Below are 26,099 nucleotides of genomic sequence, written 5' to 3' on the forward strand. Positions count from 1 at the left end.
CGCCATCATGAATGTGACATCCATTTCGGGAGCCGCCGCAACCCAGCGGGCCAATGCCGCCAGCAGCCCCTCCACGGCCACCTACGAGAACTTCCTGAAGCTATTGATGGCTCAGATGAAGAATCAGGATCCTACGGAGCCGATGAAGTCTACGGAGTACATGGCGCAGCTCGCCACGTTCTCCCAGGTCGAGCAGACGGTCAAAAGCAATGCGAAGCTCGACGCGCTGCTGGCCTCGTCCTCCCTGCTGCAGGCCGACAGCGTCATCGGGCGGACCGTCACCTCGGCCGACGGCAAGGTCTCCGGCCAGGTTTCGTCGGTCATGATCACGAGCGAGGGTGCGCTTGCAAAACTCTCGAACGGCTCCGAGATCCTTCTGGGCCCGGGCATCGTGGTGAGCTGACCATGAACGAAGTCGACGCCCTCGAGCTGGTCCGCGCCGCGATCTGGACCGTCATCATCGCGGCGGGTCCCGCCGTCGCGGCGGCCATGGTGATCGGCATCGTCATCGCCCTCATCCAGGCCCTCACGCAGATCCAGGAAGTCACGCTCACCTTCATCCCGAAGATCATCGCCATCCTGGTCGTCACCCTGGTCACCGGCTCCTTCGTGGGGTCGCAGATCTTCGCCTTCACGGAGCTGGTCTACGACCGGATCGTAACAGGGTTCTAGCCGGAATCCTGTTGCGACCTCCGCGCAAGCTTCATGGTGCATTGATCCGTCTCATCGTTCTTCGCTGAGCTGATAGGCACATGGAAGCAAGCGTCGTCACACCACAACCTCGTAGCAGGGACCTGGCATTTGCGGGTGCGGTCGTCGGCATCCTCGCCATCCTGTTCCTGCCGATCCCGCCGATCCTGATCGACATGGGGCTCGCGTTCTCCGTCGCGCTCTCCGTCCTCATCCTGATGGTGGCCCTCTGGATCCAGAAGCCCCTCGAGTTCTCGGCCTTTCCCACCGTCCTCCTGATCGCGACCCTGCTGCGGCTAGCCCTCAGCATCGCCTCGACCCGCCTGATCCTGTCCGACGGGCACAAGGGCGTGGATGCGGCAGGCCACGTCATCAGCGGCTTCTCCCAGTTCGTGATGAGCGGCGACTTCGTCATCGGCATCGTCGTCTTCATCATCCTGATCACCGTCAACTTCCTGGTCATCACGAAGGGCGCGACCCGAATCGCGGAGGTGGGCGCCCGCTTCACCCTCGATGCCATCCCCGGCAAGCAGATGGCGATCGATGCGGACCTGTCGGCGGGCATCATCGACGAGAAGGAGGCGCAGAAGCGGCGCCGGGAGCTCGAGGAGGAGAGCGCCTTCTTCGGCTCCATGGACGGTGCCTCGAAATTCGTGCGCGGCGAGGCCGTGGCGAGCCTGATCACCATCGCGGTCAACATCTTCGGCGGCATCATCATCGGCGTGACCCGCCACGGCATGCCCCTGTCCAAGGCGGCCGACGTCTTCACCCAGCTCTCCGTGGGCGACGGTCTCGTGAGCCAGATCCCGGCCCTGGTCGTGTCCCTGGCTGCGGGCCTTCTGGTGTCGAAGGGCGGCACGCGCGGCCAGGCCCAGCAGGCCGTGCTCGATCAGCTCGGCGCCTATCCGCGGGCCCTGATGGTGTCCTCGGCCCTCATGTTCGTCTTCGCCGTCGTGCCCGGCCTGCCGATGATCCCGTTCCTGCTGCTCGGCGGCTGCATGGGCTTCATCGCCTACTCGATCCCGAAGCAGAGGGCGAACCAGGAGGCGCAGGAACAGGCGAGGATCGCCCAGGAGGCGCAGAAGAACCTGCTGGAGTCGCGGGACTCGGTCAAGGAATCCCTCAAGATCGCGGAGATCGAGCTCTGCCTCGGCAAGCATCTGGCGTCCCATCTCGCGAGCTCGCATGGGGACCTCGCCCACCGCGTCGGCAAGATGCGCAAGAAGTTCGCGCAGGATTTCGGCTTCGTCCTCCCCGACGTGAAGCTCTCCGACAGCCTGATGATCCCGCCCAAGAGCTATCAGATCAAGATCCACGGCACGGTGGTCGCCACGCAGGAGGTCCGACCGGGCGACCTGCTCGTGGTCATCGGCGACGGTCCCGTTCCGGACGTTCCCGGCGACGAGGTGCGCGAGCCCGCCTTCGGCATGAAGGCCCTGTGGGTGTCCGATGTCTACCTGAACGAGATCAAGCGGCAGGGCTTCGCCGCGGTCGACGGCGCCTCGGTTCTACTCACGCATCTGAGCGAGGTGATCCGCAACAACCTTCCCCAGCTCCTGTCCTACAAGGACGTGCGCAACCTCCTGGACGGCCTGGAGCCGGAGTACAAGCGCCTCCTTGACGACATCTGCCCGTCGCAGATCTCCTATTCGGGCCTGCAGGCGGTGCTGAAGCTTCTTCTCGCGGAGCGGGTCTCCATCAGGAACCTGAGCCTCATCCTGGAAGCCATTGCGGAAATCGCGCCCCATGCCCGTCGGGCCGAGCAGCTGGTGGAGCACGTGCGGGTGAGGATCGCGCAACAGATCTGCGGCGATCTCGCCGGGGGAGGGGCCCTCAACGTCCTGCGCCTCGGCAACAAGTGGGATATCGCCTTCCACCAGAGTCTGAAGCGGGATGCCAAGGGCGACGTGGTGGAGTTCGACATCGATCCGCGGCTGGTCGAGCAGTTCGGCGCGGAAGCCTCCGAGGCGATCAAGAAGCGCATGGGGCAGGTCGAGACCTTCGCCCTCGTGACGGCTCCCGATGCACGCCCCTATGTTCGGATGATCATCGAGCGCATGTTCTCGTCCCTGCCGGTCCTGTCCCACCTCGAGATCGCGCGCGGCGTCGAGATCAACTCGCTGGGTACCATCTCGTGACCCTGCAGGCTCCCGAGATCCTGCTCGGGATCTTTCTGATCTTCTGCCGGATCGGCGGGTGCCTGATGATCGCGCCCGGCTTCTCGAGCAACCGCATCCCCGTTCAGATCCGCCTGTTCATCGCCCTGGCGGCGAGCCTGGCGCTCGCTCCCGCCCTCCTGGACAGGATCGGGCCGGAGGTGAGATCCCAGGTTCCCGCCGCCATGCTCTATTCCATCGGTTCGGAGACCCTGACGGGCCTGCTCATCGGGCTCCTGGGCCGCGTCTATTTCCTGGCGCTCCAGACCCTTGTGAGCGGCATCGCCATGGCGCTCGGCCTCGGCGGCATGCCGGGCGCGCCCATCGACGAGGCGGAGCCGCTTCCCCCGATCAGTTCGTTCATCATGATCGTCGCCACCGCGGTGCTTTTCCTCTCCGACCTGCACTGGGAGTTTCTCCGCGGCCTCGTCGAATCCTATGGCCGACTGCCCGTAGGCGAGGGGCTGGGCACGCAGGTGTCGCTTGCCCAGCTCGTCGACCAGATCGGAGCGGCCTTCGTGCTTGCCCTGAGGATCAGCAGCCCCTTCATTCTCTACTCCGTCGTGGTCAACCTCGCCGTCGGGCTGACCAACAAGCTGGTGCCGCAGATCCCCGTGTACTTCCTGGCGACGCCCTTCGTCATGATCGGCGGCTTGTTCGTCCTGTACTTCGCCACTCAGGACTACATTCTCCTGTTCATGGAAGCGTTCTCCGCCTGGCTGAGGAACGGATAGACCGATGAAGCAGCGCGTTCGCAAGATCGACCGGATCCTGAAGGTGCAGAAGCACCTGCAGAAGGAGGCCGAACTGAAGCTGTCCAAGCTCGAGCGCGAGGCCATGGAGCTCAAGGCCGCGCAGGAGGCGATCATCGAGACGATGAACGATCACGAGACGCTTCACGGCCTGTTCGTGGATGTCGCCTCCCGGCGGTTGCAGGCGCTGGCGGCTCAGGAGACCCGCGTCGAGACGGCGAAGACCGCGCAGAGGGCCGTTGCGCTCGACCGCGGCATGCAGGCAAAGCGCACGGAGAAGATGCTGTCGGGTCTGAAGGATCAGCAGCGGCGCGACGACGAGAAGAAGAGCCTCGCCTCGATCCTGGAAGCGATGGCGAGGGGCAAGAGCGCAAGCTTCCCGTAAGCTAGACGCGGTAAACCTTTCTTCATCATCTCCTTGAGCCATGGGAATCGAGATGGCGATCAGCCTTCCCTCAGATATCGTCCAGGATGTCGCCCGCGCGGCGGACCCTGCCCGCTACCAGGCGGCGACGCAGAAGCTCCTGGACGGCGCCGCGCCGGCTGACGGCGCAAGCTTCGAGGATGCCATCAAGTCGGTAGCCGGGCGTCCGCTCATGGCGGGAAGCGACGTCTATACGCTCCGGAACGCCCTGCGCAACGATGCCGAGTCGACCGCCGCGCAGAAGACGAAGCAGGCGCACCAGGAATTCGAGGCCTATATCCTGCAGACCTTCGTCGAATCCATGCTCCCGAAGGAAGCGGAGAGCACCTACGGAAAAGGAACTGCGGGCTCCATTTGGAAATCCATGCTGGCCGAGCAGATCGGCGCGCAGATTTCGAGGGCAGGCGGGATCGGAATTGCGAAGAGTCTCTTAGGCGCGAACCGGCCGGATCCTCAGGGCAGCGGCGCGCCTTCGCCCATGGGACCCAATCCTGTCGCCCGCATGCCGAACAAGGCCTGACCGCAAAGCTGAACATACGCCGTGAAGAAGGATCTGTAAGATGTTGATGAATTCGCTGGACCGTCTCGAGGAGACGCTGGACATGGAGACATCGGCGCTCATGGCCCGCGATCTCTCAAATCTCGACGACTTCAACCGCCGCAAGAGCCAGTGCCTCCTCGAGATCAGCCGGATCGTCAGAACGGCCGACATCGCTACCCTGGATCCTAAGTCCACCCAGCGCCTTCAGGGGCTCAAGGAGAAGATCGAGCAGAACCAGGACATCCTGCGCCGGCACATGCTGGCGGTGCAGGAGGTGGCGACGATCATCTCCACCGCGATCCAGAACGCGGAATCCGACAGCACCTATTCCGCCCATATCAACAAGGCGGGCTACGGCGGATGATCAAGAACGTCATCGCGGGGTTCTGGGTCTGCGCCGTCACGCTGGGGTCCTGCTATGCGGCGATCACCTGGACGGTGGGCAAGCCCCAGACCGAGGACAAGGGAACCTATGAAGGGCTGCAGTACAAGAAGCTGCCGCCCGTCAACATCCCGATCATCGCGGAAAACGCCGTGCAGGGCTACGTGATCGCCAATCTGGTCTTCACGGCGGATGCGAAGACCCTGCGCGAGATCTCGGTTCCTCCCGAAGCCTTCATCCAGGACGAGGTCTTTCGCCACGTCTATGCCGACGACACGCTCGATTTCAGGAAGCTGTCCCGGTACAACGTGAACGGGATGATCGGCAGCGTGCGCGAAAAGGTCAACAAGCGATTGGGCGCCGAAATCGTCAAAGAAATACTGATCGAGAATTTCAACTTCGTCGACAAGTCCGCTGTTCGCTCCTGACTCCGGCAGCGGGTCTAACCAGGAACTTTTTATGAACCATTGCCTGATCGTTGATGACTCCCGGGTCATTCGCAAGGTGTCCCGCCAGATCGTCGAGAGCCTCTCCTTCCGGGTCTCGGAGGCCGAGAACGGGGAGGTCGGGCTCCTCGCCTGCCAGGCGGAGATGCCCGACCTGATCCTTCTGGATTGGAACATGCCCGTGATGGACGGCTACACCTTCCTCACGCGCCTGCGGGCAACGCCGGAGGGGCAGCATCCGGTCGTGGTGTTCTGCACCACCGAGAACGATGTGCAGTACATCACCCGGGCCCTCAATGCCGGAGCGAACGAATACATCATGAAGCCTTTTGACAAGGGCATTCTCGCAGCAAAGCTCGAAGGATTGGGCCTGCTGACGGCGCCAACCGCAGGATAGAGCCATGTCCCTTCCCCTCTCCAGTCAGGCCGGGCCTGCGCAGGCTGTCCCCACCCGCATCATGATCGTCGACGACAGCGCGGTCATCCGCGGCATGATCGGCCGGTGGCTCGCGGAGGCCGGCGGCTTCGAGGTGGTCGCAACCGCCTCCAACGGACGCATGGCCGTGGACGCGGCCGGCCGCGCCAAGCCCGAGATCATCCTCCTCGACATCGAGATGCCCGAGGTCGACGGGCTCGCGGCCCTGCCCATGATCCTCAAGGCGCATCCGGCGAGCAAGGTCATCGTCATCTCGACCCTCACCCAGCGCAATGCCGAGATCTCGCTGAAGTGCCTTTCCCTCGGCGCCGTCGACTACCTGGCGAAGCCCGAGTCCGCGCGCGTTGCCGGAGGAGCCACGGATTTCAAGCGCGAGCTGATCGAGAAGCTGCGCGCCCTCGGACACGCGAGGAGCCGCATCGCGCGGCCCCCGGTTGCGGCGCCTGCGCCGCTGCCCGCATCCGCCGTCGCGCCGGCTGCGCGGCCGGTCTCGGCAAAGCCGCAATGCCTCCTCATCGGCTCCTCGACCGGAGGGCCGCGGGCGGTCGAGCGGGTTCTCCTGGACATGAAGCCCATCCTGCCGAGAATCCCGGTGCTGATCGTCCAGCACATGCCGGCGATGTTCACCGCCGTCTTCGCGTCCCATCTGGAGGCCCTGCTCCGAATCCCCGCGAGGGAGGCCAAGGATGGGGAGATCGTCGCGCCGGGGCAGATCCTGGTGGCACCGGGCGGGCGGCACATGGGCGTGACGTCGTCCGGCGGCAAGGCGGTCATCCGGCTCAACGACGGGCCGCTCGAGAACTTCTGCCGCCCCGCCGTGGACGTGCTCTTCCGGGAAGCGGCCGCCGTGTTCGGCGCCTCGGCCCTGGCAACGGTGCTGACCGGCATGGGATCCGACGGTACGCAGGGCGCCCGCCATCTCGTCGCCGAGGGAGCGACCGTCATCGTCCAGGACGAGGCGACGAGCATCGTCTGGGGCATGCCGGGCAGCATCGCGAAGGCGGGGCTAGCCCATGAAGTGCTGCCCCTGGAGGCGATCGGCCCATCGCTCAAGAGCATCTTTTCAGGACTGACGAAATGACCGAGGCGGAATTCGAAGCATTGCGAGCCTTTCTGAAAGCTCGCTCGGGCCTGTCGCTGTCCGCGGACAAGCGGTATCTCGTGGAGAGCCGACTCGGCTCGGTCTGCTCCCGGTTCAAGATCGAGAGCCTGTCGCATCTGGTGCGCGAGATCAGGAGCGGACGCTCGTCCGCCCTCGAGAAGGCGACGGTGGAGGCCATGACCACCAACGAGACCTTCTTCTTCCGCGACAAGGCGCCGTTCGACCTGTTCCAGGACGTGCTGCTGCCGAAGTACCTGAAGGAACGTGCGGCGAGCCGCAGGCTGAGGATCTGGTGCGCGGCCGCCTCGACAGGGCAGGAGCCTTACTCCCTCGCCATGCTCCTGAAGGAAGCCGCTGCCCGCATGGCGGGATGGCAGGTGGAGATCATCGCGTCCGACATCTCGACCGAGGTTCTGGAGAAGGCGAAGGCCGGGTTCTACAACCAGTTCGAGGTCCAGCGCGGCCTGCCGGCCCGCCTGCTCGTCAAGTACTTCGCCCAGGTCGGGGACCAGTGGCAGATCTCCCCCGAGATCCGGTCCATGGTCGACTTCCGGTACCTGAACCTGATCGAGGATTTCAGCCGCCTGGGAACCTTCGACATCGTCTATTGCCGCAACGTGCTGATCTATTTCGATGCGGCGCTCAAGGCTGATGTGCTGCGCAGGATCGCGAACACGATGGCGCCGGACGGCTCCCTTCTGCTCGGCGCCTCCGAGACCATCCTCGGCGTGACCGATGCCCTGACGCTCGATGCGGCCCATCGCGGCCTCTATACGAAGACGTCCGGGGCCGGCGCGCCGCGCATGCTTGCATCGGCCGTGCGGTAGGGCTTGAGCCTTGCCGCCGGTCTTCAGCCGAGAGCAGATCAAAGATCTCGACTGGCTTTTACTTGAGGCGGCAAGATGATCGTCTTGGTTAAAAAAGAGTTAACAAAGAAAAACGCACGAAGCCTGTTCTTAGCGCTTGACGCAAGGCAAGGCCCTCGGTAGAAAAGAAGCATAAGCGCCGGGATGGAACGAACCGCTCCCTTCAGGTGCCTTGTTAAGCACTATGGTACGCCTTCTTTCGAAGGCAAGGCATGATGCCGATCCATTTTGCCGGTATGAGCCCGGATGTCATGTGAGCAGCGGATCGAGGTTCTTCTCGAGGCATGATGCCAGTCCGCTGGGTCGGTTAGAGTCCGACATTTCCTTAAAAAACTCACCATTCAAGGAAAAAGCACATGTCTTCGATCAACACGAACCTCTCCGCCATGACCGCCCTGCAGTCGCTGAAGGCGACGCAGACTGCCATGAACAAGAACCAGAACCAGATCTCCACGGGTCTGCGCGTCGGAGAGGCTTCCCACAACGCCTCCTACTGGTCGATCGCCACGAAGATGAAGTCGGACAACGGTGCGCTGAGCGCCGTGAAGGACTCGATCAAGCAGTCGAAGGCGATGATCGACACCTATACTTCGGCGATCGACAAGAGCCTGAAGTATCTCGACACCATGAAGAGCAAGCTGACGGCCGGCTCCAACCCTGGCGCTGACCTCAACGCCATCCAGCTCGAGCTGAAGGCCAGCATCGAAGGCCTCAAGAGCGCAGCCGGCTCCGCCGTCTTCAACGGCCAGAACTGGCTCGAGGGCACCCCTGCCAACGTGAAGCTCGTCACCTCGTTCGAGGGCTCCGGCGCCACGGCGGCGGTCAACACCCTCAACATCGACACCACGGCCGTCAACCTCTTCACGGATGCTGCGGCTGGTACGGGCGGCAAGCTCGGCGCCGTGGCCGGCATCAACATCGCCGGAACCGCCGCTCGCTTGGACTTCACCTTCGTTGACGGCAACCCTGCCAGCACCGAGACGATCACGTTCACCCTCGGCGGTGCGGCGGCGACCTTCACGGTTGGCACGGAAACCACCGTCGCCCAGGTTGCGGACAGCATCAACAAGGACGCCACCCTCCGTGAGCTCGTGCAGGCCACCGTCACCGACACCGGCACGCTGCGCCTGACCTCGAAGATCGCCGGCCAGAACTTCTCCGCTCAGGCCACGACCATCGGCGGCACGGTTACTGCGACCGCCTCCTCCGGCGCCGGCATGACCGTCGCGGCTGCCCTGCAGGCCGTCGACACCGCCATCAACGACCTCCGCGCGGGTTCGGCGATGCTCGGTGCCAACAAGGCCCTGCTCGAGACCCAGGAAGAGTTCATCGGCGTGCTCTCCGACTCGCTGACCGCCGGCGTGAGCGCCTTCATCGATGCCGACATGAACGAGGCGTCGACCCGCAACCAGGCTCTGCAGACCCAGCAGCAGCTCGGCGTGCAGGCTCTCTCGATGGCGAACCAGAACAGCCAGATGATCCTCAAGCTCTTCCAGTAAGAGCCGGAGTTTCACTCGAAAGGGAGCCTCGCCTTGCAAAGGGCGGGGCTTCTTTCGTTGGAGAGGGTCTCCCAGTGCTGACGAAGTCAATGTTCGGCGGCGGCCGCGCAGGAATGGCAAGGCTCGGTCTTGCCGCGCTCGCCGCCTTCCTGGCCTGCCGCAGCGATGCCCATGCGATCGCCACCTGGTTCGGAGCCTGGGACTACGTGCTGCAGCACGATTCCGATGCGCAGCCTCAAGCGGCCTTTGCCCGCCTGCAGGGGGAGGACGGAGCGCTGCTCTGGCTGACCTGCCAGAGGCAGGTCCTGGCCGAGGACCAGCCGCCCGTTGCCTTCATCACGGCGGCGGTGCGCCAGAGGCAGTATCTCGGGCGCAGCGGTCCTCGGGGGCGCAGCACGGTCTACTGGTTCGACGGCGGCACGCCGGAGGTAGGGCACTGGATCTACCGCGACCGGCACGTCCAGATCCCCGACCGCAAGGAGGTCGATGCCTTCGTCGACAAGCTGGCCGGGGCGCGCAGCCTGACCGTCGAGCTGTCGAACTATCGCTACGAGACGACGACGTTCGAATTCCGGCTCAACGCGGCCGACACGAGGAACCTGGCCGAAAGGTTCAGGAAGGATTGCGATTCTATCTTCGGCGGGCGGCGAGGGTGAAGCCTCTCGCCGTGCTCCGCCGAAGGTCCTGATGCCGAACATCGGAAACGCTGCACCATGATCAGTACATCGTCGCGCTACCAAATCCTCACGACCAATCTTGCGCGTGCGAAGACGCAGATCGAGAAGGATCCGGCGATCAAGCGCGAGATCGACTACTACCGGGCCAACATCAAGTCGATCAAGACCATCGACCAGTTCATCAAGAACGACCGGATCTTCAAGTTCGCCATGAAGGCCTATGGCCTGGAGGAGCTCTCCTACGGCAAGGGGCTGATGAAGAAGCTTCTCCAGGAGGGCGTGAAGAACCCCCTGAGCATGGCGAACAAGATGTCGAATCCGCTCTACAAGGAATTCGCCAAGGCGTTCGACTTCGTCGGCAAGGGAGCGGCCGCGACCTCGGCCGAGAGCGCGACCACGCTGGCCGTCGAGAAATACATCCAGATCACCCTCGAGAAGAAGGAGGGCGAGCAGAATCAGGGCGTTCAGCTCGCCATGTACTTCAAGCGCAAGGCCTCGTCCGTCACCACCCCCATGGGCCTTCTGGCGGACAAGGCGCTGCTGAAATTCGTCCAGACCACCTTCGGCATTCCCGAGGCGGCCTCCCGAGCCGATCTGGATCTGCAGGTGCGCAACCTGGAGAAGCACATCAACGTCAAGGATCTTCAGGATCCCAAGAAGGTGGACAAGCTCATCCAGCGCTTCAATGCCATGTGGGATGCCAAGAACGCCGCCACGGCGCTCGCGTCGCCCACATCCATGCTGTTCGATCCCTCCGCACAGCAGGGGATCGGCGTCGATCTGATGATGAGCATCGCGAAGCTCAGGCTCGGCGGCGTGTAGCCGTCGCCCATGCGGCCGGCGGCGGGCGCAGGGCTCAGGGAACGATGTCGACGACGATGCGCTCCGAGATCGGCATGGCGTCGGTGGGAGCGTGCGTGATGAACAGGCCGGTGCAGGTTGTCGTCACCGGCCGCACGGGTGCCCGCTTCCTGTCCACATGGGTCAGGTAGTTGACCGTGTAGTAGGGCTCGCCTCCCACATAGCGGACCTCCCGCGACTCGAACACGTAGCCGACCCGCGTGGTGTCGATGCGATACACCCGGCGGGGAGGGCCCAGCGCCGCGATGCGCGACGAGATCGGCTTGCCGATATGCTCCGTGCATGCGAGGGCCGGGGCTTCATAGGCTGCCGGCACGCATCCGCCAGCCACGAGGGCGCCTGCGACGGCAGCAAGACCTCTCTTCATGCCCATTCCCGACCTCCGCACTCTGCTTTGCCCATCATAGAAGATGACGGTGCGGAACATGAAACGCTGCCTGCCAACAAGGTAAAGCAATCGAATGTCCTCAAAGAAGGGCCGCGAGTCTCCTGCTGCTCCCGCATCATCCGCGACGGTCAGGATGCAACGGCGCGCAGCAACGCGGCGACGAAACGGGCTTCCTCTCCATTCGAAGAGGATGTCGGCAATACTTCGTTAAGAACTCGCGTTCTGTTGCGTAAATTCAACAGTATTGAGCTGTTCTGAAATTGCGCGCGAGATCGCGCTTGCGAATAATTCTTGCTGCTGACAGCCTAGCTGAAAATAAAAGCGGCAAAGGTAAGGGGCATGGGCAAGATCGTTTCGGAGGATGGAAGTAAGCGGCATCGTTTCGGCGGCGCCCGTCTCATGGTTTCGGCCATCGCGCTCGTCGCAGGTCTCTGCGGTTCGGCGGGCGCCGGACCTGCCACTGCGGGAGCGCCGTCGCTTCTGCCCGCGCGGGCCGACGCCATCGATACGGCCGGACAGGCGGGCCCCACGCCGGCCTGGATCCAGTTCTGCCAGCAGATGCCGGCGGAATGCGCGCACAACCCTTCCGAGAGAGCCGTCATCGCGCTTAACCAGGAGATCTGGAGCCTCATCGTCGAGGTGAACGAGCGCGTGAACAAGGCGATCCTTCCCGTCACCGATCAAGATCATTGGGGCGTGGCGGATCGGTGGGACTATCCCGATGACGGGCTCGGCGACTGCGAGGACATCCAGCTGCTCAAGCGCCGGATGCTCACCGATGCCGGACTGCCGCATCGCGCCCTGCGCATGACCGTCGTCATCGACGAGCTCGGGGCAGGCCACGCGGTTCTCATGGCGCGCACGGACCGGGGCGATTTCATCCTCGACAACAAGCGCAAGGCCGTGCTGCCGTGGCAGGAGACCGGATACCGCTATGTGAAGCGGGAAGGCTCCGACAGCGCGGCATGGGTCTGGCTCGGCAACCAGGCCGCGCCGATCGTGACGGCGACACGCTGACACGGCGTGCGCGGCGGGAGAGGGCAGGTTCCGCCGCTGACGCAGCGACCCGCCAGCGGCAGACGATGTCCTGCACCCGGCAGAGTACCAGACATGAAAAGAGAGCGGCCGAGGTCGCTCTCCTGCGTTGCGGGATCCGTGCTGCGCGATCAGCTCGACGGGCCGGGGGCCGGAGGCTGGGTGATCATCGTCTCCGAGGTCAGCACGACCCAGCCGCTGTCCGAGCGCTCGATGGAGATGATCTGGCCGATGCCGGGCAGCGTCATGCCCGGCGTCACCCACCACAATCCTTCCGGACCCTCGATCAAGGCGGATTGGCCCGTAGCCCGGTGGATCACGTAGTTCTGGAACTGGGTGCGCGCGCCGCTCGACGCCGCGGAGGCCTCGGCGCTGCTGCCGGGGGCGAGGTCGCCCGCGCCGGAGGACTTCTTCAGCGATCCCGTGGTCGCCGGGCTCAGTTCGGCGGAGCGCGTCTGGGCGGCCAGGACGCCCCTGCTTCCCACGATGTCGCCGGCACCCTGAAGATAGATGTGGGATTCGCTGAAGTGGAGCGCATAGACCGGCAGGCCGATCGCCGAGAGGGTCAGCGCCAGGCCGAGGCAGATGACGATGCGGTCGCCGGTGGCCTCGCGGGCGCGGATGAGCTCCTCGATCCGCTGGATCTTCCGCTCCCTGCTCTCGAGGGCGACGACATCGCCCCCCGTCTGCCCGGCTCTGGCGACCTGCTCCAAGACTTTGTCGAACCGAATACCCATGACGACCGCCGCATCTAGAATTACGCGCAATCATTCCTATGAGCTTATACTTAACAATTCATCACCTGCCGTAGAGAAAATGATGTGATGTCGAGAGCCCGCGGCAAGCTCCGCACAAGCGCCTTGTGATTTGGATGAAGCCTGTCCATCCACCCACATTGCGCCGCCGACCTGCCGGGGAATCCATGAAGATCAGAACGAAGATTTTTGCACTCGTTTCGGCGCTGGCCCTGATCGCCGTCGTGACGGCTGCCATCGGCATGAGCACCGTCCAGACCTACCACCAAGCCATCGAGGACGTGCAGCTCGCCTCCCGGCGGGCCTTCCATGGAGAGCGCCTCAACCGGCTCGTCACCCATGTGGTCATGGAGGCGCGCGGCATCTATGCGGCCAAGGACACCAAGGAGGCCCGCAAGTTCGGCGACGGGCTGCTCGCCAGCCTCAAGGAGATCGACGACCTCCTCAAGGCGTGGGAGCCCATCGTTCCGGGCTCCAGCAGGGCGCTGTTCGATGCGGTGGTCAAGGATGCGGCGGCCTTCAAGGCCTTCCGGTCCGAGACCGTGCGGCTCGGCACCGAGGTCTCGCCCGAGGCGGCGAACGCGCAGGGCAACAACGAGGCCAACCGCGCCAACAGAAAGGCCTTCCAGGCCAGCATCGATGCGCTGACGAAGCGGGGCGGCGAGGAGGTCGAGGCCGTCGCGCAGCGGGCGGACGAGATCTACCGCGAGCGTCTCATGCTCCTCGCAGGCGGCGCGTTCGGCGGCACCGTGCTGGCGCTGCTGCTCGGATGGCTCGTCGGCCAGCGGCAGATCGCCCGCCCGCTGAGGTCGGTCACGGAGGCGCTCCAGCGGCTCGCCTCCGGCAATTACGATCTTCCGAAGGTGGGCGCCGGCCCCGACGAGATCGGCGACATCTGGAAGGCCACCCAGGTCTTTGCCGCCGCCATGCAGGAGGCGGACGGGCTCCGGCATCAGCAGGCGGAGGCGGAGAAGAAGGCGGCCGAGCGCCGGCGTCTGGAGATGCTGTCCCTGGCGCAGAGCTTCGAGGGCAGCGTGGGCGGCCTCGTCCAGCACCTTTCGGCCGCGGCCCACCAGATGGAGGCGACGGCGCGCACCATGGCCGTCACCGCCCAGCAGACCAACCAGCAGTCCAACTCCGTGGCCGCGGCGGCGGAGGAAACCTCCAGCAACGTGCAGGCCGTGGCTGCGGCCGCGGAGCAGCTTGCCGCCTCTTCCCACGAAATCGGCTCGCAGGTGTCGCAGACCTCGGCCGCGGCGGCCCGCGCGGTCGCGAACGCCTACAAGACCAACGAGCTGGTGGCGACGCTCGCGGACGGGGCGCAGAAGATCGGCGAGGTGGTCGCCCTCATCAACACCATCGCGGCCCAGACGAACCTCCTGGCGCTCAACGCCACCATCGAGGCGGCCCGCGCCGGCGAGGCCGGCAAGGGTTTTGCCGTGGTGGCCGCGGAGGTGAAGGAGCTCGCCAACCAGACCTCCCGCGCCACCGAGGACATCAGCGCGCATGTGAACCAGATCCAGCAATCGACCAAGGGCGCCGTCGAGGCGATCCGCGAGATCAGCGCGACCATCGAGGAGGTGCACCAGATCGCCTCCAGCGTGGCCGCCGCCGTCGAGGAGCAGCAGGCCGCCACCCAGGAGATCGCGCGCAATGTCAGCGAGGCGGCGCGGGGCACCCAGGACGTGAGCGAGAGCATCGTGCAGGTGCAGGGCGCCGCGACCCATGCCGGCTCGGCGGCCTCCCAAGTGCTGGCGGCGGCCGGCGAGCTGTCGGCCAATTCGTCCGCCCTCACCCGGCAGGTGGAGGACTTCCTTCAGGGCGTGCGCGCCGCGTAAGGCCCGGGATCGGGCGCAGCTCACCCGGGCTGCGCCTGCCCCAGAGGGGCCGGACGGCTCAGGCCGTGCGGGCGGCCGGGTCGGGCCCGCTTTCCAGCTTCAGGCGCAGCCGCGCCTCCCGCACCCGGTGGGCGGCGGATCGGACATGGGCCACCAGCATCCCGTTCGGGCAGGGCTTCGCCAGGAAGGCCGCTCCCGGAGGCAGGTCGTTCGGCCCCGGCCATTCCCGGCCGGAGGTCATGAGGATCGCTACCTCCGGATGGAGCCGGTGGATCTCCCAGGCAAGCCCATAGCCGTTCATCCCCGGCGGCATTTCCACGTCGGAGAGCAGCACGTCCACCTCGACGCCGGCCTTGAGAACCTTCAGGGCCTCCTCGGCGCCTGCCGCCTCGATGACGCGAAAGCCGGCATCGGCCAGAATCTCGGCCGTGACCAGCCGCACGAGCGGTTCGTCTTCGACGAGGAGAACAATGCCAGAAGCTTGCTGATCGGACACGGTGACGACGCGACAAGAGGACGGGACAGGAGGCAAACGTGGCCATTGATAGACGGTTCCGCTTGGCTGTGCCAATCTGGCCTGCGCGGTGACTTAACGCACACCTGCGGCAGAACCCCTGGGACGGCTGCACGTTGTCCGGCTTATTGTAAGGCGTATGGGGCAGGTATGAGCGCTGCATCGGTCACGGTCTTTCCACGCCGGACACCCCCGACCATTCTCGTTGTCGAACATGACGCCCGGCTGCGCTGCCTCGTCAGCGACGAGTTGCGCTTCAAGGGGTACAAGGTCCTGGAAGCCGGTTCCGCCGGGGAGGCGCTCACGGTGCTCGGGGCCGTGGGGATCGATCTGCTCTTCCTGGACCTCGATCTCCCGGGGGAAGGGGGCGGTCTGGAGGTGGCCCGTCAGGCCCGCAGCAGCGCGAGTCCGATCCGGGTGATTCTTTCCTCCCGCACCAGAACGGGCGAGGAGGTCCCGGACCCCTTCCTTCTCAAGCCCTACCATATTCCCGAGGTCGTCGACGCCATCGCGCGCAGCCTGAACTGGCCGGAGCTTCCGGAAGCTTGACCGCTGGAACCAAGCAAAAAGCTCAGCGGTTAGCCTGGCGTGAGCACAACATCGACACATCTCTCGGCCAAGGCCGACGCCCCCCCTCTGACGATCCTCGTGGTCGAGGACGAAGTGCTGATCCGCTTCGTCATCGCCGACTACCTGCGCGAATGCGGCTACCGGGTCCACGAGGCGGTGAACGCGGAGGAGGCCATCGCCATCCTGGAATCGCCCGAGGTCGCCGTGGACATCGTGTTCAGCGACGTCGAGATGCCCGGCAGCATGGACGGGTTCGCCCTGGCCCGCTGGGTCCGGGCCCACAAATCCGGGATCCAGGTCATCCTCACCTCGGGCGTGGAGCGCTCGGCGGATATCGCGGCAACCCTCTGCGAGGCCGGGCCCCTGCTGAAGAAGCCCTACCCGTCCCAGGACGTGGTGGACCGAATCAGGCAGCTCGCGGCCAAGGCGAGGTAGTTTCCCGCCGCGCGCCCACGCTCCCCAAAATGGGGCAGGCTCGCCTCTCACGCCTGTGCAGGTGTCGGGAACCGGGCACCGAAATGCCCGTTTGATGGAACATGAAGCCCCATCGCCGCATCGTGAAGCAACCCGTCGTCCTCCTGGTGGAGGACGAGCCCCTGGTCCGCCTGACGCAGGTCGACATCCTGCGCGAGGCCGAGTTCTGGGTGGTCGAGGCCCAGGACGCCGACGAGGCCTTCGAATTGCTCAAGTCGCGGCCGGAGATCGACGCCGTCCTCACGGACGTCAACATGCCGGGCTCCATCAACGGCTTCGAGTTCGCGCGCCTCGTGCGGCAGGGCTGGCCCGAGGTGGGCGTCCTCGTCATTTCCGGCAAGACCGGCCCGGGTCCCGGCGACCTGCCGCCCAACGCGGCCTTCCTGCACAAGCCCGTCCGGCCCGACGACCTGATCGCCGCGCTCCAGAACGTCATGTCGGCAAGAGCCCGCAGGAGCCTCGCGCCGGAGGCATAGGGTCGGCTCATCGGCTCAGCCGTTCCAGAACGCTTCTGCGTGATTTTCCTTCCCCCTTGTGGGGAGGGATCGAGGGTGGGGGTGCCGGCGCTACCCTTTCAGATCGTGGCTCCGATCACCTCTCCCCGGATCTCGGGTGTTCCCGAGATCCGTTTCTGGTGCGCAGGTCGGGAACACCCGACCTGCGGCGGGGAGAGGTCGAGCGAGGGTGAGGGGGTGAGCGTGTGCCGGAGAGGACACTAACCCCTCACCCGCCGCGCTGACGCGCGTCGACCTCTCCCTCAGGGAGAGGTGAACAGGTGCCAGACCTTCTGAGGTGATCGCTCACACCCCCACGTCCTCCCCGCAAGGGGGGAAGATGCGCTCGCTCCGGTTCGGGATGCAGTGCGGGCGCCTGCGGCAAGACTCACGCGTGCGCGGCCTCGCGCGGGCGGGTGTCGATCACCTCCGGCTGCTCCGCCACGCGCGACCACAGGCGCTCCACCTCCGCCTGCACCTTGTGGATGGCCGCCTCCTTCACGGGGCCGTAGCCGCGGATGTCCATTGGGGCTTTCGCGATGGCCAGCAGATCGGTGAAACGCTGTGCGTCGAGGTTCTGGAGGATGCGTTCGACTTGGGCCTCGTACCAGCCGATCAGCGCCCGTTCGTTACGCCGCTCTGCCGTGTAGCCGAAGATGTCGAAGACCGTGCCGCGAACGATCTTCATCTTGGCCAGCACCCGCATGGGTGTCTGGATCCAGGGGCCGAAGGCGCGCTTCTTCGGGCGTCCCCGCGCGTCGGTCCCTGAGGCCAGCAGCGGCGGCGCGAGGTGGTACTTCACCGTGAAGTCGCCCTCGAATTCCTGCTGCAGCCTGTCGAGGAACCCGGTCTCCATGTGCAGGCGCGCCACCTCGTACTCGTCCTTGTAGGCCATGAGCTTGAACAGGGAGCGCGCCACCGCATCGGCGAGCGCCTCGGAGCCGAGCGCGCTCTCGGCCCGGCGCACCCGCGACACCATCATCTCGTAGCGGCCGGCATAGAGGGCATCCTGGTAGGCGGTGAGGAAGGCCACACGCCGCGCGATCACCTGATCGAGGGTCTCCGGCTCCTCCGGCCTGTCGTCGGCGATCTCATGGACGACAGCGGGATCGGCACTGAGCAGACGGCCCCAGGCGAAGGCCTGCCGGTTGCGTTCGACCGCGACGCCGTTGAGCTCGATGGCCCGCGACAGGGCCTCGAGCGAGACCGGCACGAGGCCCTGCTGCCAGGCGAAGCCCAGCATCATCACATTGGCGAAGACCGTGTCGCCGAGCAGCGTCTCGGCGAGCGCATTGGCGTCGATTGTCGCCATGTTGCCCGCGCCGATCACGCGCTCGATGGCGCGAAGCCGCGCGCGGCTCGCCAGATCCGCATCGCGGAAGCGCACCACGTCGCCGGTGGGCATCTCCGCCGTGTTCATCACGGCGCGCGTGCCGTGCCGGTAGGTGCCGGAGGCCTTGGGCGAGGAGCTGACGACGAGATCGCAGCCGATCAGCGCATCCGCGGCGCCCTGGTCGATGCGCACCTGATTGAGGTCCTCCGGACGCGCCGCGATGCGCAGGTAGCTCAGCACCGGCCCGAACTTCTGCGCAAAGCCCGTGAAGTCCAGCACCGACACGCCGCGGCCCTCGAGATGCGCCGCCATGCTGATGAGCGCGCCGATGGTGACCACGCCCGTGCCGCCGACGCCGGTGACGAGCAGGTCGAAGGGCTTTTCCAGAGTGGGCAGGGCAGGGGACGGCAGGCTCGACGCCCGCGCTGCCGCATCGAAGCCCGAGGTGGTTTTCGCCCGGCGCGTCGCGCCCTCCACCGTGACGAAGCTGGGGCAGAAGCCCTCGAGGCACGAGAAATCCTTGTTGCAGGTGGAGAGATTGATCTTGCGCTTGCGGCCGAAGGGCGTCTCCTTCGGCTCCACGCTGAGGCAGTTGGAGGCCACCGAGCAGTCGCCGCAGCCCTCGCAGACCAGATCGTTGATGTAGGCGAAGCGCTTGGGATCCTCCATCTGCCCGCGCTTGCGGCGGCGGCGCTTTTCCGTGGCGCAGGTCTGCTCGTAGATGAGCACCGTGACGCCCGGAATCTCGCGCAGCTCCCGCTGCACCGCGTCGAGTTCCTCGCGGTGGTGGATCGTCACGCCTTTCGGCAGATCCGCCTGCGCGAATTTGTCGGGATCGTCCGAGACGAGAGCGATGCGCTGCACGCCCTCCGAGCGCACGCTGTGGGCGATGGCATAGACGCTGACCGGACCGTCCACCGGCTGGCCGCCGGTCATCGCCACCGCATCGTTGAACAGGATCTTGTAGGTGATGTTGGCGCCCGCCGCGATGGCCTGGCGGATCGCCATGGAGCCGGAATGGTAATAGGTGCCCTCGCCGAGGTTCTGGAAGACGTGGCCCTGGCCCGTAAACCGGGAGGAGGCGGCCCAGTTCACGCCCTCGCCCCCCATCTGGATCAGCGACGAGGTCTCCCGGTCCATCCAGCTCGCCATGAAGTGGCAGCCGATGCCCGCGAGCGCCTTGGAGCCTTCCGGGACCTTGGTGGAGGTGTTGTGCGGGCAGCCGGAGCAGAAATAGGGCGTGCGCGTCGCGCCGGGCACGGCGATCACGCGCTCCGGATCCGGCGTGAGCGCCGCCACGCGCTGCGCGAGATTGAGATCGGGGAAGATCGGATCGAGGCGCTTGGCCAGCACGCCGGCGAGGAAGCGCGGCGAGAGCTCGCCCGTCCAGGGAATGAGCCGCTGGCCCAGTTCGTCGTGCTTGCCCACCATCCGCTCCGGCTTGGAGCCCGGATAGTCGTAAAAATATTCCTTGAACTGGCTTTCGATGATGCCGCGCTTTTCTTCCACCACGAGGATCTCGCGCTTGCCCTTCACGAATTCCATCGCATCGTGCAGCGGCAGGGGCCAGACCATGCCGACCTTGTAGATGTCGATGCCGTGCGAGCGGCAGGCGGCCTCGTCGAGGCCGATGAGGCGCAGGGCCTCCATGAGGTCGAGATGGGCCTTGCCGGTGGTGACGATGCCGTAGGACGCATCCCTGATGTCGTAGATGCGCCGGTCGATGGGATTGGCCTTGGCGAAGGCATAGACCGCGTGCTTCTTCGCCTCCATGCGCTCCTCGATCTGCGGCCCCGGCAGATCCGGCCAGCGGTAGTGAAGGCCGCCGGGCGGCGGCGTGAAATCGGGGGCGATGAAGCGGCGCGGCGGGCGAAGGTCGACGGACGTGCCGGATTCCACGATCTCGGAGATCGCCTTGAAGCCCACCCACATGCCGGAGAAGCGGCTGAGCGCATAGCCGTATTCGCCGAACTCCAGGTACTCGCTGACGCTCGCGGGGTGCAGCGTCGGCATGAACCAGCTCATGAAGGCGACGTCGGACTGGTGCGGCATCGACGAGGACACGCAGCCATGGTCGTCGCCGGCCACCACCAGCACGCCGCCATGGGGCGAGGAGCCATAGGCGTTGCCGTGTTTAAGAGCATCACCCGAGCGGTCGACGCCGGGGCCCTTGCCGTACCAGAGCCCGAACACGCCCTCGACCTGCCGGTTCGGGTCCGTCTCCACCTGCTGCGAGCCGAGAACCGCGGTGGCGGCGAGGTCCTCGTTGACGGCCGGCAGGAACTCGATCCGGTGCGCTTCGAGCTGCTCCTTCACGCGCCAGAACTCGAGATCGACGCCGCCGAGCGGGGAGCCGCGATAGCCGGAGACGAAGCCCGCCGTGTTCAGGCCCGCCAGCCGGTCCCGTTTCGCCTGGTCCAGAACGATGCGCACGATGGCCTGCGTGCCGGTGAGGAACACCCGGCCCGTCTCGCGGGCGTAGCGGTCGGACAGCCGGTAATCGTCGAGGCGGGCAACGCTTGTCATCAGCTTCACTCCCGAAGGGGCAGCACCCCTTTGCTGGCTACCTAGGATAGTCCCGAACGGCTGGTAGGTGCTTCCTATTTGTTCCTCATGGAAGCTTGTCTGCGGTAGATGTTCCGTATCGAGGCGTTATAAACGGTAGAAAATACCAAGGAGGAACGCGCCATGCTGGAGAAGCAGGACGAGCATATCCTGGCGCGGCTGCAGCAGGAGGGGCGGACCACGAACCAGCAGCTCGCCGAGGACGTGGGCATGTCCACCTCCGCCTGCTGGCGGCGCGTGCGGGCGCTTGAAGAAACCGGCGTGATCGTCGGCTATTCGGCCTTGGTGAACCGGGAGAAGGCGGGGTTTTCCACCTCCGCCATTCTGCACGTGTCGCTGGAGCGGCACGATGCGAAGTTCGTGGACGAATTTGTTTCACGTGTGACAGCGCGCGCCGAGGTGCTGGAATGCTTCGCCACCACCGGCGACGCCGATTACCACCTGCGCGTGGTGGTGCGCGACATGCACGCCTACAACGAGTTCCTCGACGGGTTCATGTTCCGCCTGCCCGGCATCCGCACCGTGCGCACCAACGTGATCCTGAAGGAGATCAAGACCAGCGTGGCGCTGCCGTTCTGAGCGGGGCCTACTTGCTCTCCGGCAGCAGCGCATAGGCGAGCTGCGCGATGGCGACGGGCCGTGGATCGCCGTCGGTGGTGAGCGTCACGCTGCCGAAGGCCATGGTCCGCCCGAGGCGGACGACCTTCGCCTCCGCCAGCACGGCGGCATTCGCCGCCGGGCGCAGGAAGTGCATGGTCTGGTCCACGGTGGTCATAGGGCGGTAGGCGCCGCCGGCGGACGAGACCGCGAACACCATCGCCGTGTCGGCCAGACTCATGAGCGCCTGCCCGCAGATCACGCCGTTGTCGCGGCACAGCCTTTCCGAGAACGGCATGCGCAGCACGGCGCCGTCGGCACCGAGGCTCTCGATCGAGAGGTTGAGATCCTGGATCCAGGGCGCGAAAACGTCGGCGAGCATGCGCTCGGCGGCGGCTTGATCGAACGTGCTCATGTTCCCCCAACCGTTGTTCTTATGGTCCCGAAGCGGGCCTACGGATAGAACCTTGCCCCCGAAGCGGCCCGGCTGACAAGGCCGGCGGCCGGCTCCCAGCCCGGCCCGTCCTTCCCGGCGCGCTCCATCACCTGATCGAGGATCGGCTGCAGGCCGATGCGGTCGGCCTCGAACAGCGGCCCGCCGCGCCAGGCGGGATAGGCATAGCCGTGCATCATCACCACGTCGACGTCGAGCGGCCGCTCGACGATGCCCTCGTCGAGGATCTTGCAGGCCTCGTTGACGATGGCCGCGCGGATGCGGGCCTGGATCTCCTCGGGCGGGATCGGGCGACGCCTCAGCCCACGCCTTTGCGAGGCCTCCTCCACAAGTGCGGTGACGACCGGATCGATCTCCCGCCTGCCGCCCTCGTAGCGGTACCAGCCGGCCCCGGTCTTGCGGCCGAACCGGCCCGCCTCGCAGAGGCGGTCGGCGACGTCCACGTAGCGCTCCCGCGGGTCCCGTGTCGGAGCAAGGCGCTTGCGGCGGGCCCAGGCGATGTCGAGCCCGGCCATGTCCGATACGGCGAAGGGGCCCATGGGGAAGCCGAACGCCTCCAATGCCGCATCGACCTCATGCGGCAGGGCGCCTTCCTCGAGCAGGTACTCCGCCTGCTGGCGGTAGCGCGAGAGGATGCGGTTGCCGACGAAGCCGTCGCAGACCCGGCAGACGACCGGGATCTTGCGCAGGCGCCTGGCGATCGCCAGGCCCGTCGCCACCACGTCGGCGGCGGTGCGGTCGGTGCGGACGATCTCGAGGAGCTTCATCACATGAGCCGGGCTGAAGAAATGCAGCCCCACCACCTCGGCCGGCCGCGAAGTGGCATCCGCGATCAGGCTTATGTCAAGATAACTGGTATTCGTTGCCAGGATCGTTCCAGGCCGAAGAATCGCGTCGAGCTCGCGGAACAGGGCCCGCTTGACCTCCAGATCCTCGAACACGGCCTCGACCACGAGATCCCGGTCAGCAAGCGTATCGACCCCGACGCCGTACCGGATCGCTCCCAGCCGCTCGTCCCGCGCTGCCGCCGTGAGGCGGCCGCTCGCGACCTGCTTCTCATAAATATCGGCAATCCGCGCCTGTCCCGCGGCGAGCGCCTGCTCGCTCGTCTCCACGACCTTCACCTCGAACCCGGCATCGGCAAAGGCGATGGCGATGCCCGAGCCCATGGTCCCGGCGCCGACGACGCCGATTCGCTGCACCGGCCGGGGCTCGGCGGAGTCGAAGCCCGGAACCCGCGCGACCTCGCGCTCGGCGAAGAAGGCGTGGCGCAGGGCGGCCGACTGATCGGACGAGCGCAGCTCCAGGAAGGTCTCCCGCTCGCGGGCCATGCCCTCCTTGAGGGGAAGGCTCGCTGCGAGAAGCACGAGCTCCGCCGCCTTGCCGGGAGCCTCTGCCCCGCGGGCCTTCCGGCGGATTTCAAGCAGCTTCTTGGCAGCAGCTTCCGCTTCCATGCCATTGGCAGGCAACGCGCCGGTGCGCCGGATCGGCTTGCCGATCAGCTCGCGGGCAAAGTCGATCGCCTCCTGTCGCAGATCCTGCCCGGCGATTCGGTCGACCAATCCGAGGCGCAGGGCCTCGGCCGCCTTCACGGTTCGCCCGCTCGAGACAAGGTCGAGGGCCGCCTCCACGCCGATGAGTCGGGGCAGGCGCTGCGTGCCGCCGGCGCCGGGGACCAGCCCCAGCTTGACTTCGGGCAGGCCCAGACCCGCTCCGGCATCGGCGATGCGGGCATGGCAGGCCAGCGCGATTTCGCAGCCGCCGCCAAGAGCCGTTCCATGCACGGCGCCGACGACCGGCTTCGAGCAGGCCTCGATGGCGTTGATCACATCGGGCAGGTGCGGCTCGCGCGGGGGCTGGCCGAACTCGCGAATGTCGGCGCCAGCCACGAAAGTGCGGCCGGCGCAGGCGATCACGACGGCCTCGACCTCGGCATCCCGCTCGACCTCATGGATCGCGGCGAGCAGGCCGGCCCGCACGGCCTGGGAGGTGGCGTTGACCGGCGGGTTGTCGATCTCGATCACCGCAACGGGAGAAGCGGCAACGAGGCGGACCGGACCGGCTCCCGCCTGCGACGGTGACGAGAGGTCCGTCATGAACGCACCGCGTTCATGGTCAGGAGATCATAGGTCGCGACCGTCTCTCCCGTGTCGGTGGTGATCTCCACGTCCCAGCGTACTTCACCGTACTGCTCGTTGCGCGGCGACTTGGATTTCGCCGTGAGGCGGACCTTGATGGTCTCGCCCGGCTGCACGGGCCGGATGAAGCGCAGGGAGTCCAGGCCGTAATTGGCCAGCACCGGCCCCAGATCCGGATCGACGAAGAGGCCGGCGGCGAAGGACAGGAGCAGGTAGCCATGGGCGACACGGCCGGGGAAGAACGGGTGGTCCTTCGTCGCCTCCTCGCTCATATGGGCATAGAAGGTGTCGCCGGTGAACTCGGCAAAGTGCTCGATGTCCTCCAGGGTGATCGTGCGCTCCTTCGAGATGAAGGTCTGGCCGATGGCGAGATCCTCGAAATGGTAGCGGAAAGGATGCCGCCCCTCCTGAACCATCGGCGCTCCCTTGATCCAGCTCCGCGTCACGCGGGAGAGCATGGCGGGCGAGCCCTGCAGCGCCGTCCGCTGCATGTAGTGGTGCACGCCGCGCATGCCGCCGAGCTCCTCGCCGCCGCCGGCGCGCCCCGGGCCGCCATGGACCATGTGCGGCATGGGCGAGCCATGGCCGGTCTGCTCCTTGGCGCAGTCGCGGTCGATGAGCACCAGGCGGCCGTGGAAGGCGCCGATGCCGAAGACGAGATCGGACGCAATGGCGGGATCGTAGGTGTAGACGGAGGCGACGAGGCTGCCGTCGCCGCGGTTCGCCAGGGTCATGGCCTGTTCGATTCCGTCGTAGCCCATGACGGTGCAGACGGGGCCGAAGGCCTCGACGCTGTGAACGTTCTTGGCGCGGATCGGGTCCGGGCAGTGCAGCAGGAGCGGCGGGATGAAGGCGCCGCGCTCGCGGTCGGCGCCTTCGACCGCGAAATTCTCCGGATCGCCGACCACGATGTCGGCTTCGCTCCGCAGCTTCGCCACCTGGGCCAGTACGTCCCGGCGCTGGCCGAGGCCGACCACCGGACCCATGCGGACGTTCTCGAGCTCGGGATTGCCGACGGTGACCTTCGCGAGTCGCTCGCGCAGGGCCTCGATCACGGCAGGCACGTGCTCGGTCGGTGCAATGGCGCGGCGGATGGCGGTGCATTTCTGGCCCGCCTTCACGGTCATCTCCTTCGCGACTTCCTTGATGAAGAGGTCGAATTCCGGCGTGCCCGGTCCGGCATCCGGCGCCAGGATCGCGGCGTTGAGCGAGTCGCGCTCGGCGATGAAGCGCACGGACTCGCGGGCGATGACCGGGTGGCGCTGCAGCTTCTGCGCCGTGTCGGCGGATCCGGTGAAGGAGACCACATCCTGGCAGGTGAGGTGATCGAACAGGTCGCCCGTAGAGCCGACAATGCATTGGAGCGCGCCTTCAGGGAGGATGCGCGATTCCGCGATCATCCGCACGAGGGCATGGGCCACGTACGAAGTGATGGTCGCCGGCTTGGTGACCACCGGCACGCCGGCGAGGATCGCAGGCGCGAGCTTCTCCAGCATGCCCCAGCAGGGGAAGTTGAAGGCGTTGATGTGAACGGCGACCCCGTGCAGCGGCGCCATCACATGCTGTCCGACGAAGCTGCCGCCCTTCGACAGGGGTTCGACGGCGCCATCGATGAGGAAGGTGGTGTTCGGCAGCTCGCGGCGGCCCTTGGAGGCATAGACGAAGAGCGTGCCAATGCCGCCGTCCACGTCGATGAAGTTGTCGGAGCGCGTGGTTCCGGTCTGGTATGAGAGCTTGTAGAGCTGGTCCTTGCGCTCCGTGAGATAGAGGGCGAGGCGCTTGAGCATCTCGGCGCGCTGGTGGAACGTCATGCGCCGCAGGTTGGGACCGCCCACCTGCCGGGCGTAGGCCAGCACCTCGCCCATGTCGAGCCCGCCATTGGCGACCTCGGCGACCACATCGCTGGTGACTGCGCTGCGAACCTCGGCGATTTCCTGGCCGGGCGACATCCAACTTCCGCGAACGAAGCTCTCAAGTCTCATGGGACACCTTGGCGTGATGAATGGCGGCTACAGGGGAGCCGCATCTTTGCGGCATTATTGACCGACCGGTCGGTTAGTCAAGGCGTCTTGCCGCTGTTTCACGAGCCGGCGGCTCGACAGGGATGGCCGA

At 66.0% G+C, this 26,099-nt stretch carries 27 protein-coding genes; 20 read left to right on the forward strand and 7 right to left on the reverse strand.

What is annotated here, in order from left to right:
- Nucleotides 1-7: 7 nt before the first annotated feature.
- From flgD to GR303_RS13210, 14 genes are all read left to right on the forward strand, one after another.
- Complete coding sequence (flgD, locus tag GR303_RS13145) at nucleotides 8-403, forward strand: flagellar hook assembly protein FlgD (RefSeq protein WP_161722701.1); 396 nt, start codon at nucleotides 8-10, stop codon at nucleotides 401-403.
- A 2-nt stretch (nucleotides 404-405) separates the two neighbouring features.
- Complete coding sequence (gene fliQ / locus GR303_RS13150; RefSeq protein WP_161722702.1) at nucleotides 406-672, forward strand: flagellar biosynthesis protein FliQ; 267 nt, start codon at nucleotides 406-408, stop codon at nucleotides 670-672.
- 80 nt (nucleotides 673-752) lie between these two features.
- Entirely contained in the window at nucleotides 753-2,828 is a 2,076-nt protein-coding gene (gene flhA, locus GR303_RS13155; protein ID WP_161722703.1) for a flagellar biosynthesis protein FlhA, read from the forward strand.
- Nucleotides 2,825-3,580 carry a flagellar biosynthesis protein FliR gene (gene fliR / locus GR303_RS13160; protein ID WP_161722704.1) on the forward strand — a complete coding sequence of 252 codons (756 nt, stop codon included), beginning with the start codon at nucleotides 2,825-2,827 and terminating at the stop codon, nucleotides 3,578-3,580. The genes flhA and fliR overlap by 4 nt, the downstream gene beginning before the upstream one ends.
- Before the next feature lie 4 nt (nucleotides 3,581-3,584).
- On the forward strand, nucleotides 3,585-3,983 hold the full coding sequence (locus tag GR303_RS13165; RefSeq protein WP_161722705.1) for a hypothetical protein: 399 nt from the start codon (nucleotides 3,585-3,587) through the stop codon (nucleotides 3,981-3,983).
- Nucleotides 3,984-4,035: 52 nt separating this feature from the next.
- Nucleotides 4,036-4,542, forward strand: coding sequence for a rod-binding protein (locus tag GR303_RS13170; RefSeq protein ID WP_161722706.1), 507 nt, complete (start codon nucleotides 4,036-4,038; stop codon nucleotides 4,540-4,542).
- 40 nt (nucleotides 4,543-4,582) lie between these two features.
- Nucleotides 4,583-4,927 carry a flagellar protein FlgN gene (locus GR303_RS13175; protein ID WP_161722707.1) on the forward strand — a complete coding sequence of 115 codons (345 nt, stop codon included), beginning with the start codon at nucleotides 4,583-4,585 and terminating at the stop codon, nucleotides 4,925-4,927.
- The gene (locus GR303_RS13180; RefSeq protein WP_201752041.1) at nucleotides 4,924-5,373 is read left to right on the forward strand and encodes a hypothetical protein; all 450 of its coding nucleotides are present in this window, start codon (nucleotides 4,924-4,926) and stop codon (nucleotides 5,371-5,373) included. The genes GR303_RS13175 and GR303_RS13180 overlap by 4 nt, the downstream gene beginning before the upstream one ends.
- 31 nt (nucleotides 5,374-5,404) lie before the next feature.
- Complete coding sequence (locus GR303_RS13185; protein ID WP_161722708.1) at nucleotides 5,405-5,788, forward strand: response regulator; 384 nt, start codon at nucleotides 5,405-5,407, stop codon at nucleotides 5,786-5,788.
- Nucleotides 5,789-5,792: 4 nt separating this feature from the next.
- Nucleotides 5,793-6,908 carry a protein-glutamate methylesterase/protein-glutamine glutaminase gene (locus GR303_RS13190; RefSeq protein ID WP_161722709.1) on the forward strand — a complete coding sequence of 372 codons (1,116 nt, stop codon included), beginning with the start codon at nucleotides 5,793-5,795 and terminating at the stop codon, nucleotides 6,906-6,908.
- Nucleotides 6,905-7,756, forward strand: coding sequence for a CheR family methyltransferase (locus GR303_RS13195; protein WP_161722710.1), 852 nt, complete (start codon nucleotides 6,905-6,907; stop codon nucleotides 7,754-7,756). Before GR303_RS13190 ends, GR303_RS13195 begins: the two co-directional genes overlap by 4 nt.
- 395 nt (nucleotides 7,757-8,151) lie before the next feature.
- Nucleotides 8,152-9,294 carry a flagellin gene (locus GR303_RS13200; protein WP_161722711.1) on the forward strand — a complete coding sequence of 381 codons (1,143 nt, stop codon included), beginning with the start codon at nucleotides 8,152-8,154 and terminating at the stop codon, nucleotides 9,292-9,294.
- Nucleotides 9,295-9,368: 74 nt separating this feature from the next.
- Nucleotides 9,369-9,950 carry a hypothetical protein gene (locus GR303_RS13205; protein WP_161722712.1) on the forward strand — a complete coding sequence of 194 codons (582 nt, stop codon included), beginning with the start codon at nucleotides 9,369-9,371 and terminating at the stop codon, nucleotides 9,948-9,950.
- Nucleotides 9,951-10,007: 57 nt separating this feature from the next.
- Nucleotides 10,008-10,793, forward strand: a complete 786-nt coding sequence (locus GR303_RS13210) for a DUF1217 domain-containing protein (RefSeq protein WP_161722713.1) — start codon at nucleotides 10,008-10,010, stop codon at nucleotides 10,791-10,793.
- Nucleotides 10,794-10,827: 34 nt separating this feature from the next.
- Here GR303_RS13210 and GR303_RS13215 read toward each other — a convergent pair whose 3' ends face one another.
- Complete coding sequence (locus GR303_RS13215; RefSeq protein WP_161722714.1) at nucleotides 10,828-11,205, reverse strand: hypothetical protein; 378 nt, start codon at nucleotides 11,203-11,205, stop codon at nucleotides 10,828-10,830.
- 354 nt (nucleotides 11,206-11,559) lie between these two features.
- On the opposite strand from GR303_RS13215, the gene GR303_RS13220 reads away from it, so the two are divergent.
- Nucleotides 11,560-12,237 (forward strand): transglutaminase-like cysteine peptidase, encoded by a 678-nt coding sequence (locus GR303_RS13220; RefSeq protein WP_246205506.1) that lies wholly within the window; start codon nucleotides 11,560-11,562, stop codon nucleotides 12,235-12,237.
- 149 nt (nucleotides 12,238-12,386) lie between these two features.
- Here GR303_RS13220 and GR303_RS13225 read toward each other — a convergent pair whose 3' ends face one another.
- Entirely contained in the window at nucleotides 12,387-12,992 is a 606-nt protein-coding gene (locus tag GR303_RS13225) for a hypothetical protein (RefSeq protein ID WP_161722715.1), read from the reverse strand.
- Nucleotides 12,993-13,177: 185 nt separating this feature from the next.
- Between GR303_RS13225 and GR303_RS13230 the strand changes: the two genes are divergently transcribed.
- Nucleotides 13,178-14,848, forward strand: a complete 1,671-nt coding sequence (locus GR303_RS13230; protein WP_161722716.1) for a methyl-accepting chemotaxis protein — start codon at nucleotides 13,178-13,180, stop codon at nucleotides 14,846-14,848.
- Between the two features lie 58 nt (nucleotides 14,849-14,906).
- Here the strand turns inward: GR303_RS13230 and GR303_RS13235 are convergent, their stop codons facing one another.
- Nucleotides 14,907-15,344 (reverse strand): response regulator, encoded by a 438-nt coding sequence (locus GR303_RS13235; protein ID WP_343038426.1) that lies wholly within the window; start codon nucleotides 15,342-15,344, stop codon nucleotides 14,907-14,909.
- Nucleotides 15,345-15,512: 168 nt separating this feature from the next.
- On the opposite strand from GR303_RS13235, the gene GR303_RS13240 reads away from it, so the two are divergent.
- From GR303_RS13240 to GR303_RS13250, 3 genes are all read left to right on the forward strand, one after another.
- Complete coding sequence (locus GR303_RS13240) at nucleotides 15,513-15,911, forward strand: response regulator (RefSeq protein ID WP_161722717.1); 399 nt, start codon at nucleotides 15,513-15,515, stop codon at nucleotides 15,909-15,911.
- Between the two features lie 39 nt (nucleotides 15,912-15,950).
- Nucleotides 15,951-16,367 (forward strand): response regulator, encoded by a 417-nt coding sequence (locus tag GR303_RS13245; protein ID WP_161722718.1) that lies wholly within the window; start codon nucleotides 15,951-15,953, stop codon nucleotides 16,365-16,367.
- Between the two features lie 101 nt (nucleotides 16,368-16,468).
- Nucleotides 16,469-16,882 (forward strand): response regulator, encoded by a 414-nt coding sequence (locus GR303_RS13250; protein ID WP_161722719.1) that lies wholly within the window; start codon nucleotides 16,469-16,471, stop codon nucleotides 16,880-16,882.
- Nucleotides 16,883-17,288: 406 nt separating this feature from the next.
- Here GR303_RS13250 and GR303_RS13255 read toward each other — a convergent pair whose 3' ends face one another.
- A complete protein-coding gene (locus tag GR303_RS13255; RefSeq protein WP_161722720.1) occupies nucleotides 17,289-20,759 on the reverse strand; it encodes an indolepyruvate ferredoxin oxidoreductase family protein in 3,471 nt (1,156 codons plus the stop codon).
- 162 nt (nucleotides 20,760-20,921) lie between these two features.
- Here GR303_RS13255 and GR303_RS13260 point away from each other — a divergent pair, with 162 nt between their 5' ends.
- The gene (locus tag GR303_RS13260; RefSeq protein WP_161722721.1) at nucleotides 20,922-21,377 is read left to right on the forward strand and encodes an Lrp/AsnC family transcriptional regulator; all 456 of its coding nucleotides are present in this window, start codon (nucleotides 20,922-20,924) and stop codon (nucleotides 21,375-21,377) included.
- A 7-nt stretch (nucleotides 21,378-21,384) separates the two neighbouring features.
- On the opposite strand, the gene GR303_RS13265 is transcribed toward GR303_RS13260, so the two are convergent.
- Genes GR303_RS13265 through paaZ form a run of 3 tightly spaced genes read right to left on the reverse strand, consistent with a single transcriptional unit; the run spans nucleotide 21,385 to nucleotide 25,969 of the window.
- On the reverse strand, nucleotides 21,385-21,810 hold the full coding sequence (locus tag GR303_RS13265; protein WP_161722722.1) for a PaaI family thioesterase: 426 nt from the start codon (nucleotides 21,808-21,810) through the stop codon (nucleotides 21,385-21,387).
- 38 nt (nucleotides 21,811-21,848) lie between these two features.
- Nucleotides 21,849-23,945, reverse strand: coding sequence for a 3-hydroxyacyl-CoA dehydrogenase NAD-binding domain-containing protein (locus GR303_RS13270; RefSeq protein ID WP_161722723.1), 2,097 nt, complete (start codon nucleotides 23,943-23,945; stop codon nucleotides 21,849-21,851).
- A complete protein-coding gene (paaZ, locus tag GR303_RS13275) occupies nucleotides 23,942-25,969 on the reverse strand; it encodes a phenylacetic acid degradation bifunctional protein PaaZ (protein WP_161722724.1) in 2,028 nt (675 codons plus the stop codon). The genes GR303_RS13270 and paaZ overlap by 4 nt, the downstream gene beginning before the upstream one ends.
- Between the last annotated feature and the right edge of the window lie 130 nt (nucleotides 25,970-26,099).

The sequence above is a fragment of the Microvirga arsenatis genome, from assembly GCF_009910705.1.
Taxonomy (GTDB): domain Bacteria; phylum Pseudomonadota; class Alphaproteobacteria; order Rhizobiales; family Beijerinckiaceae; genus Microvirga; species Microvirga arsenatis.

What these genes read in the sequence shown, in the direction of transcription:
- flgD (WP_161722701.1), top strand. Translation starts at nt 8, where the DNA reads ATGAATGTGACATCCATTTCGGGAGCCGCCGCAACCCAGCGGGCCAAT.
- fliQ (WP_161722702.1), top strand. Translation starts at nt 406, where the DNA reads ATGAACGAAGTCGACGCCCTCGAGCTGGTCCGCGCCGCGATCTGGACC.
- flhA (WP_161722703.1), top strand. Translation starts at nt 753, where the DNA reads ATGGAAGCAAGCGTCGTCACACCACAACCTCGTAGCAGGGACCTGGCA.
- GR303_RS13165 (WP_161722705.1), top strand. Translation starts at nt 3,585, where the DNA reads ATGAAGCAGCGCGTTCGCAAGATCGACCGGATCCTGAAGGTGCAGAAG.
- GR303_RS13170 (WP_161722706.1), top strand. Translation starts at nt 4,036, where the DNA reads ATGGCGATCAGCCTTCCCTCAGATATCGTCCAGGATGTCGCCCGCGCG.
- GR303_RS13175 (WP_161722707.1), top strand. Translation starts at nt 4,583, where the DNA reads ATGTTGATGAATTCGCTGGACCGTCTCGAGGAGACGCTGGACATGGAG.
- GR303_RS13180 (WP_201752041.1), top strand. Translation starts at nt 4,924, where the DNA reads ATGATCAAGAACGTCATCGCGGGGTTCTGGGTCTGCGCCGTCACGCTG.
- GR303_RS13185 (WP_161722708.1), top strand. Translation starts at nt 5,405, where the DNA reads ATGAACCATTGCCTGATCGTTGATGACTCCCGGGTCATTCGCAAGGTG.
- GR303_RS13190 (WP_161722709.1), top strand. Translation starts at nt 5,793, where the DNA reads ATGTCCCTTCCCCTCTCCAGTCAGGCCGGGCCTGCGCAGGCTGTCCCC.
- GR303_RS13195 (WP_161722710.1), top strand. Translation starts at nt 6,905, where the DNA reads ATGACCGAGGCGGAATTCGAAGCATTGCGAGCCTTTCTGAAAGCTCGC.
- GR303_RS13200 (WP_161722711.1), top strand. Translation starts at nt 8,152, where the DNA reads ATGTCTTCGATCAACACGAACCTCTCCGCCATGACCGCCCTGCAGTCG.
- GR303_RS13210 (WP_161722713.1), top strand. Translation starts at nt 10,008, where the DNA reads ATGATCAGTACATCGTCGCGCTACCAAATCCTCACGACCAATCTTGCG.
- GR303_RS13215 (WP_161722714.1), bottom strand. Translation starts at nt 11,205, where the DNA reads ATGGGCATGAAGAGAGGTCTTGCTGCCGTCGCAGGCGCCCTCGTGGCT.
- GR303_RS13220 (WP_246205506.1), top strand. Translation starts at nt 11,560, where the DNA reads ATGGGCAAGATCGTTTCGGAGGATGGAAGTAAGCGGCATCGTTTCGGC.
- GR303_RS13225 (WP_161722715.1), bottom strand. Translation starts at nt 12,992, where the DNA reads ATGGGTATTCGGTTCGACAAAGTCTTGGAGCAGGTCGCCAGAGCCGGG.
- GR303_RS13230 (WP_161722716.1), top strand. Translation starts at nt 13,178, where the DNA reads ATGAAGATCAGAACGAAGATTTTTGCACTCGTTTCGGCGCTGGCCCTG.
- GR303_RS13240 (WP_161722717.1), top strand. Translation starts at nt 15,513, where the DNA reads ATGAGCGCTGCATCGGTCACGGTCTTTCCACGCCGGACACCCCCGACC.
- GR303_RS13250 (WP_161722719.1), top strand. Translation starts at nt 16,469, where the DNA reads ATGAAGCCCCATCGCCGCATCGTGAAGCAACCCGTCGTCCTCCTGGTG.
- GR303_RS13255 (WP_161722720.1), bottom strand. Translation starts at nt 20,759, where the DNA reads ATGACAAGCGTTGCCCGCCTCGACGATTACCGGCTGTCCGACCGCTAC.
- GR303_RS13260 (WP_161722721.1), top strand. Translation starts at nt 20,922, where the DNA reads ATGCTGGAGAAGCAGGACGAGCATATCCTGGCGCGGCTGCAGCAGGAG.
- GR303_RS13265 (WP_161722722.1), bottom strand. Translation starts at nt 21,810, where the DNA reads ATGAGCACGTTCGATCAAGCCGCCGCCGAGCGCATGCTCGCCGACGTT.
- GR303_RS13270 (WP_161722723.1), bottom strand. Translation starts at nt 23,945, where the DNA reads ATGACGGACCTCTCGTCACCGTCGCAGGCGGGAGCCGGTCCGGTCCGC.
- paaZ (WP_161722724.1), bottom strand. Translation starts at nt 25,969, where the DNA reads ATGAGACTTGAGAGCTTCGTTCGCGGAAGTTGGATGTCGCCCGGCCAG.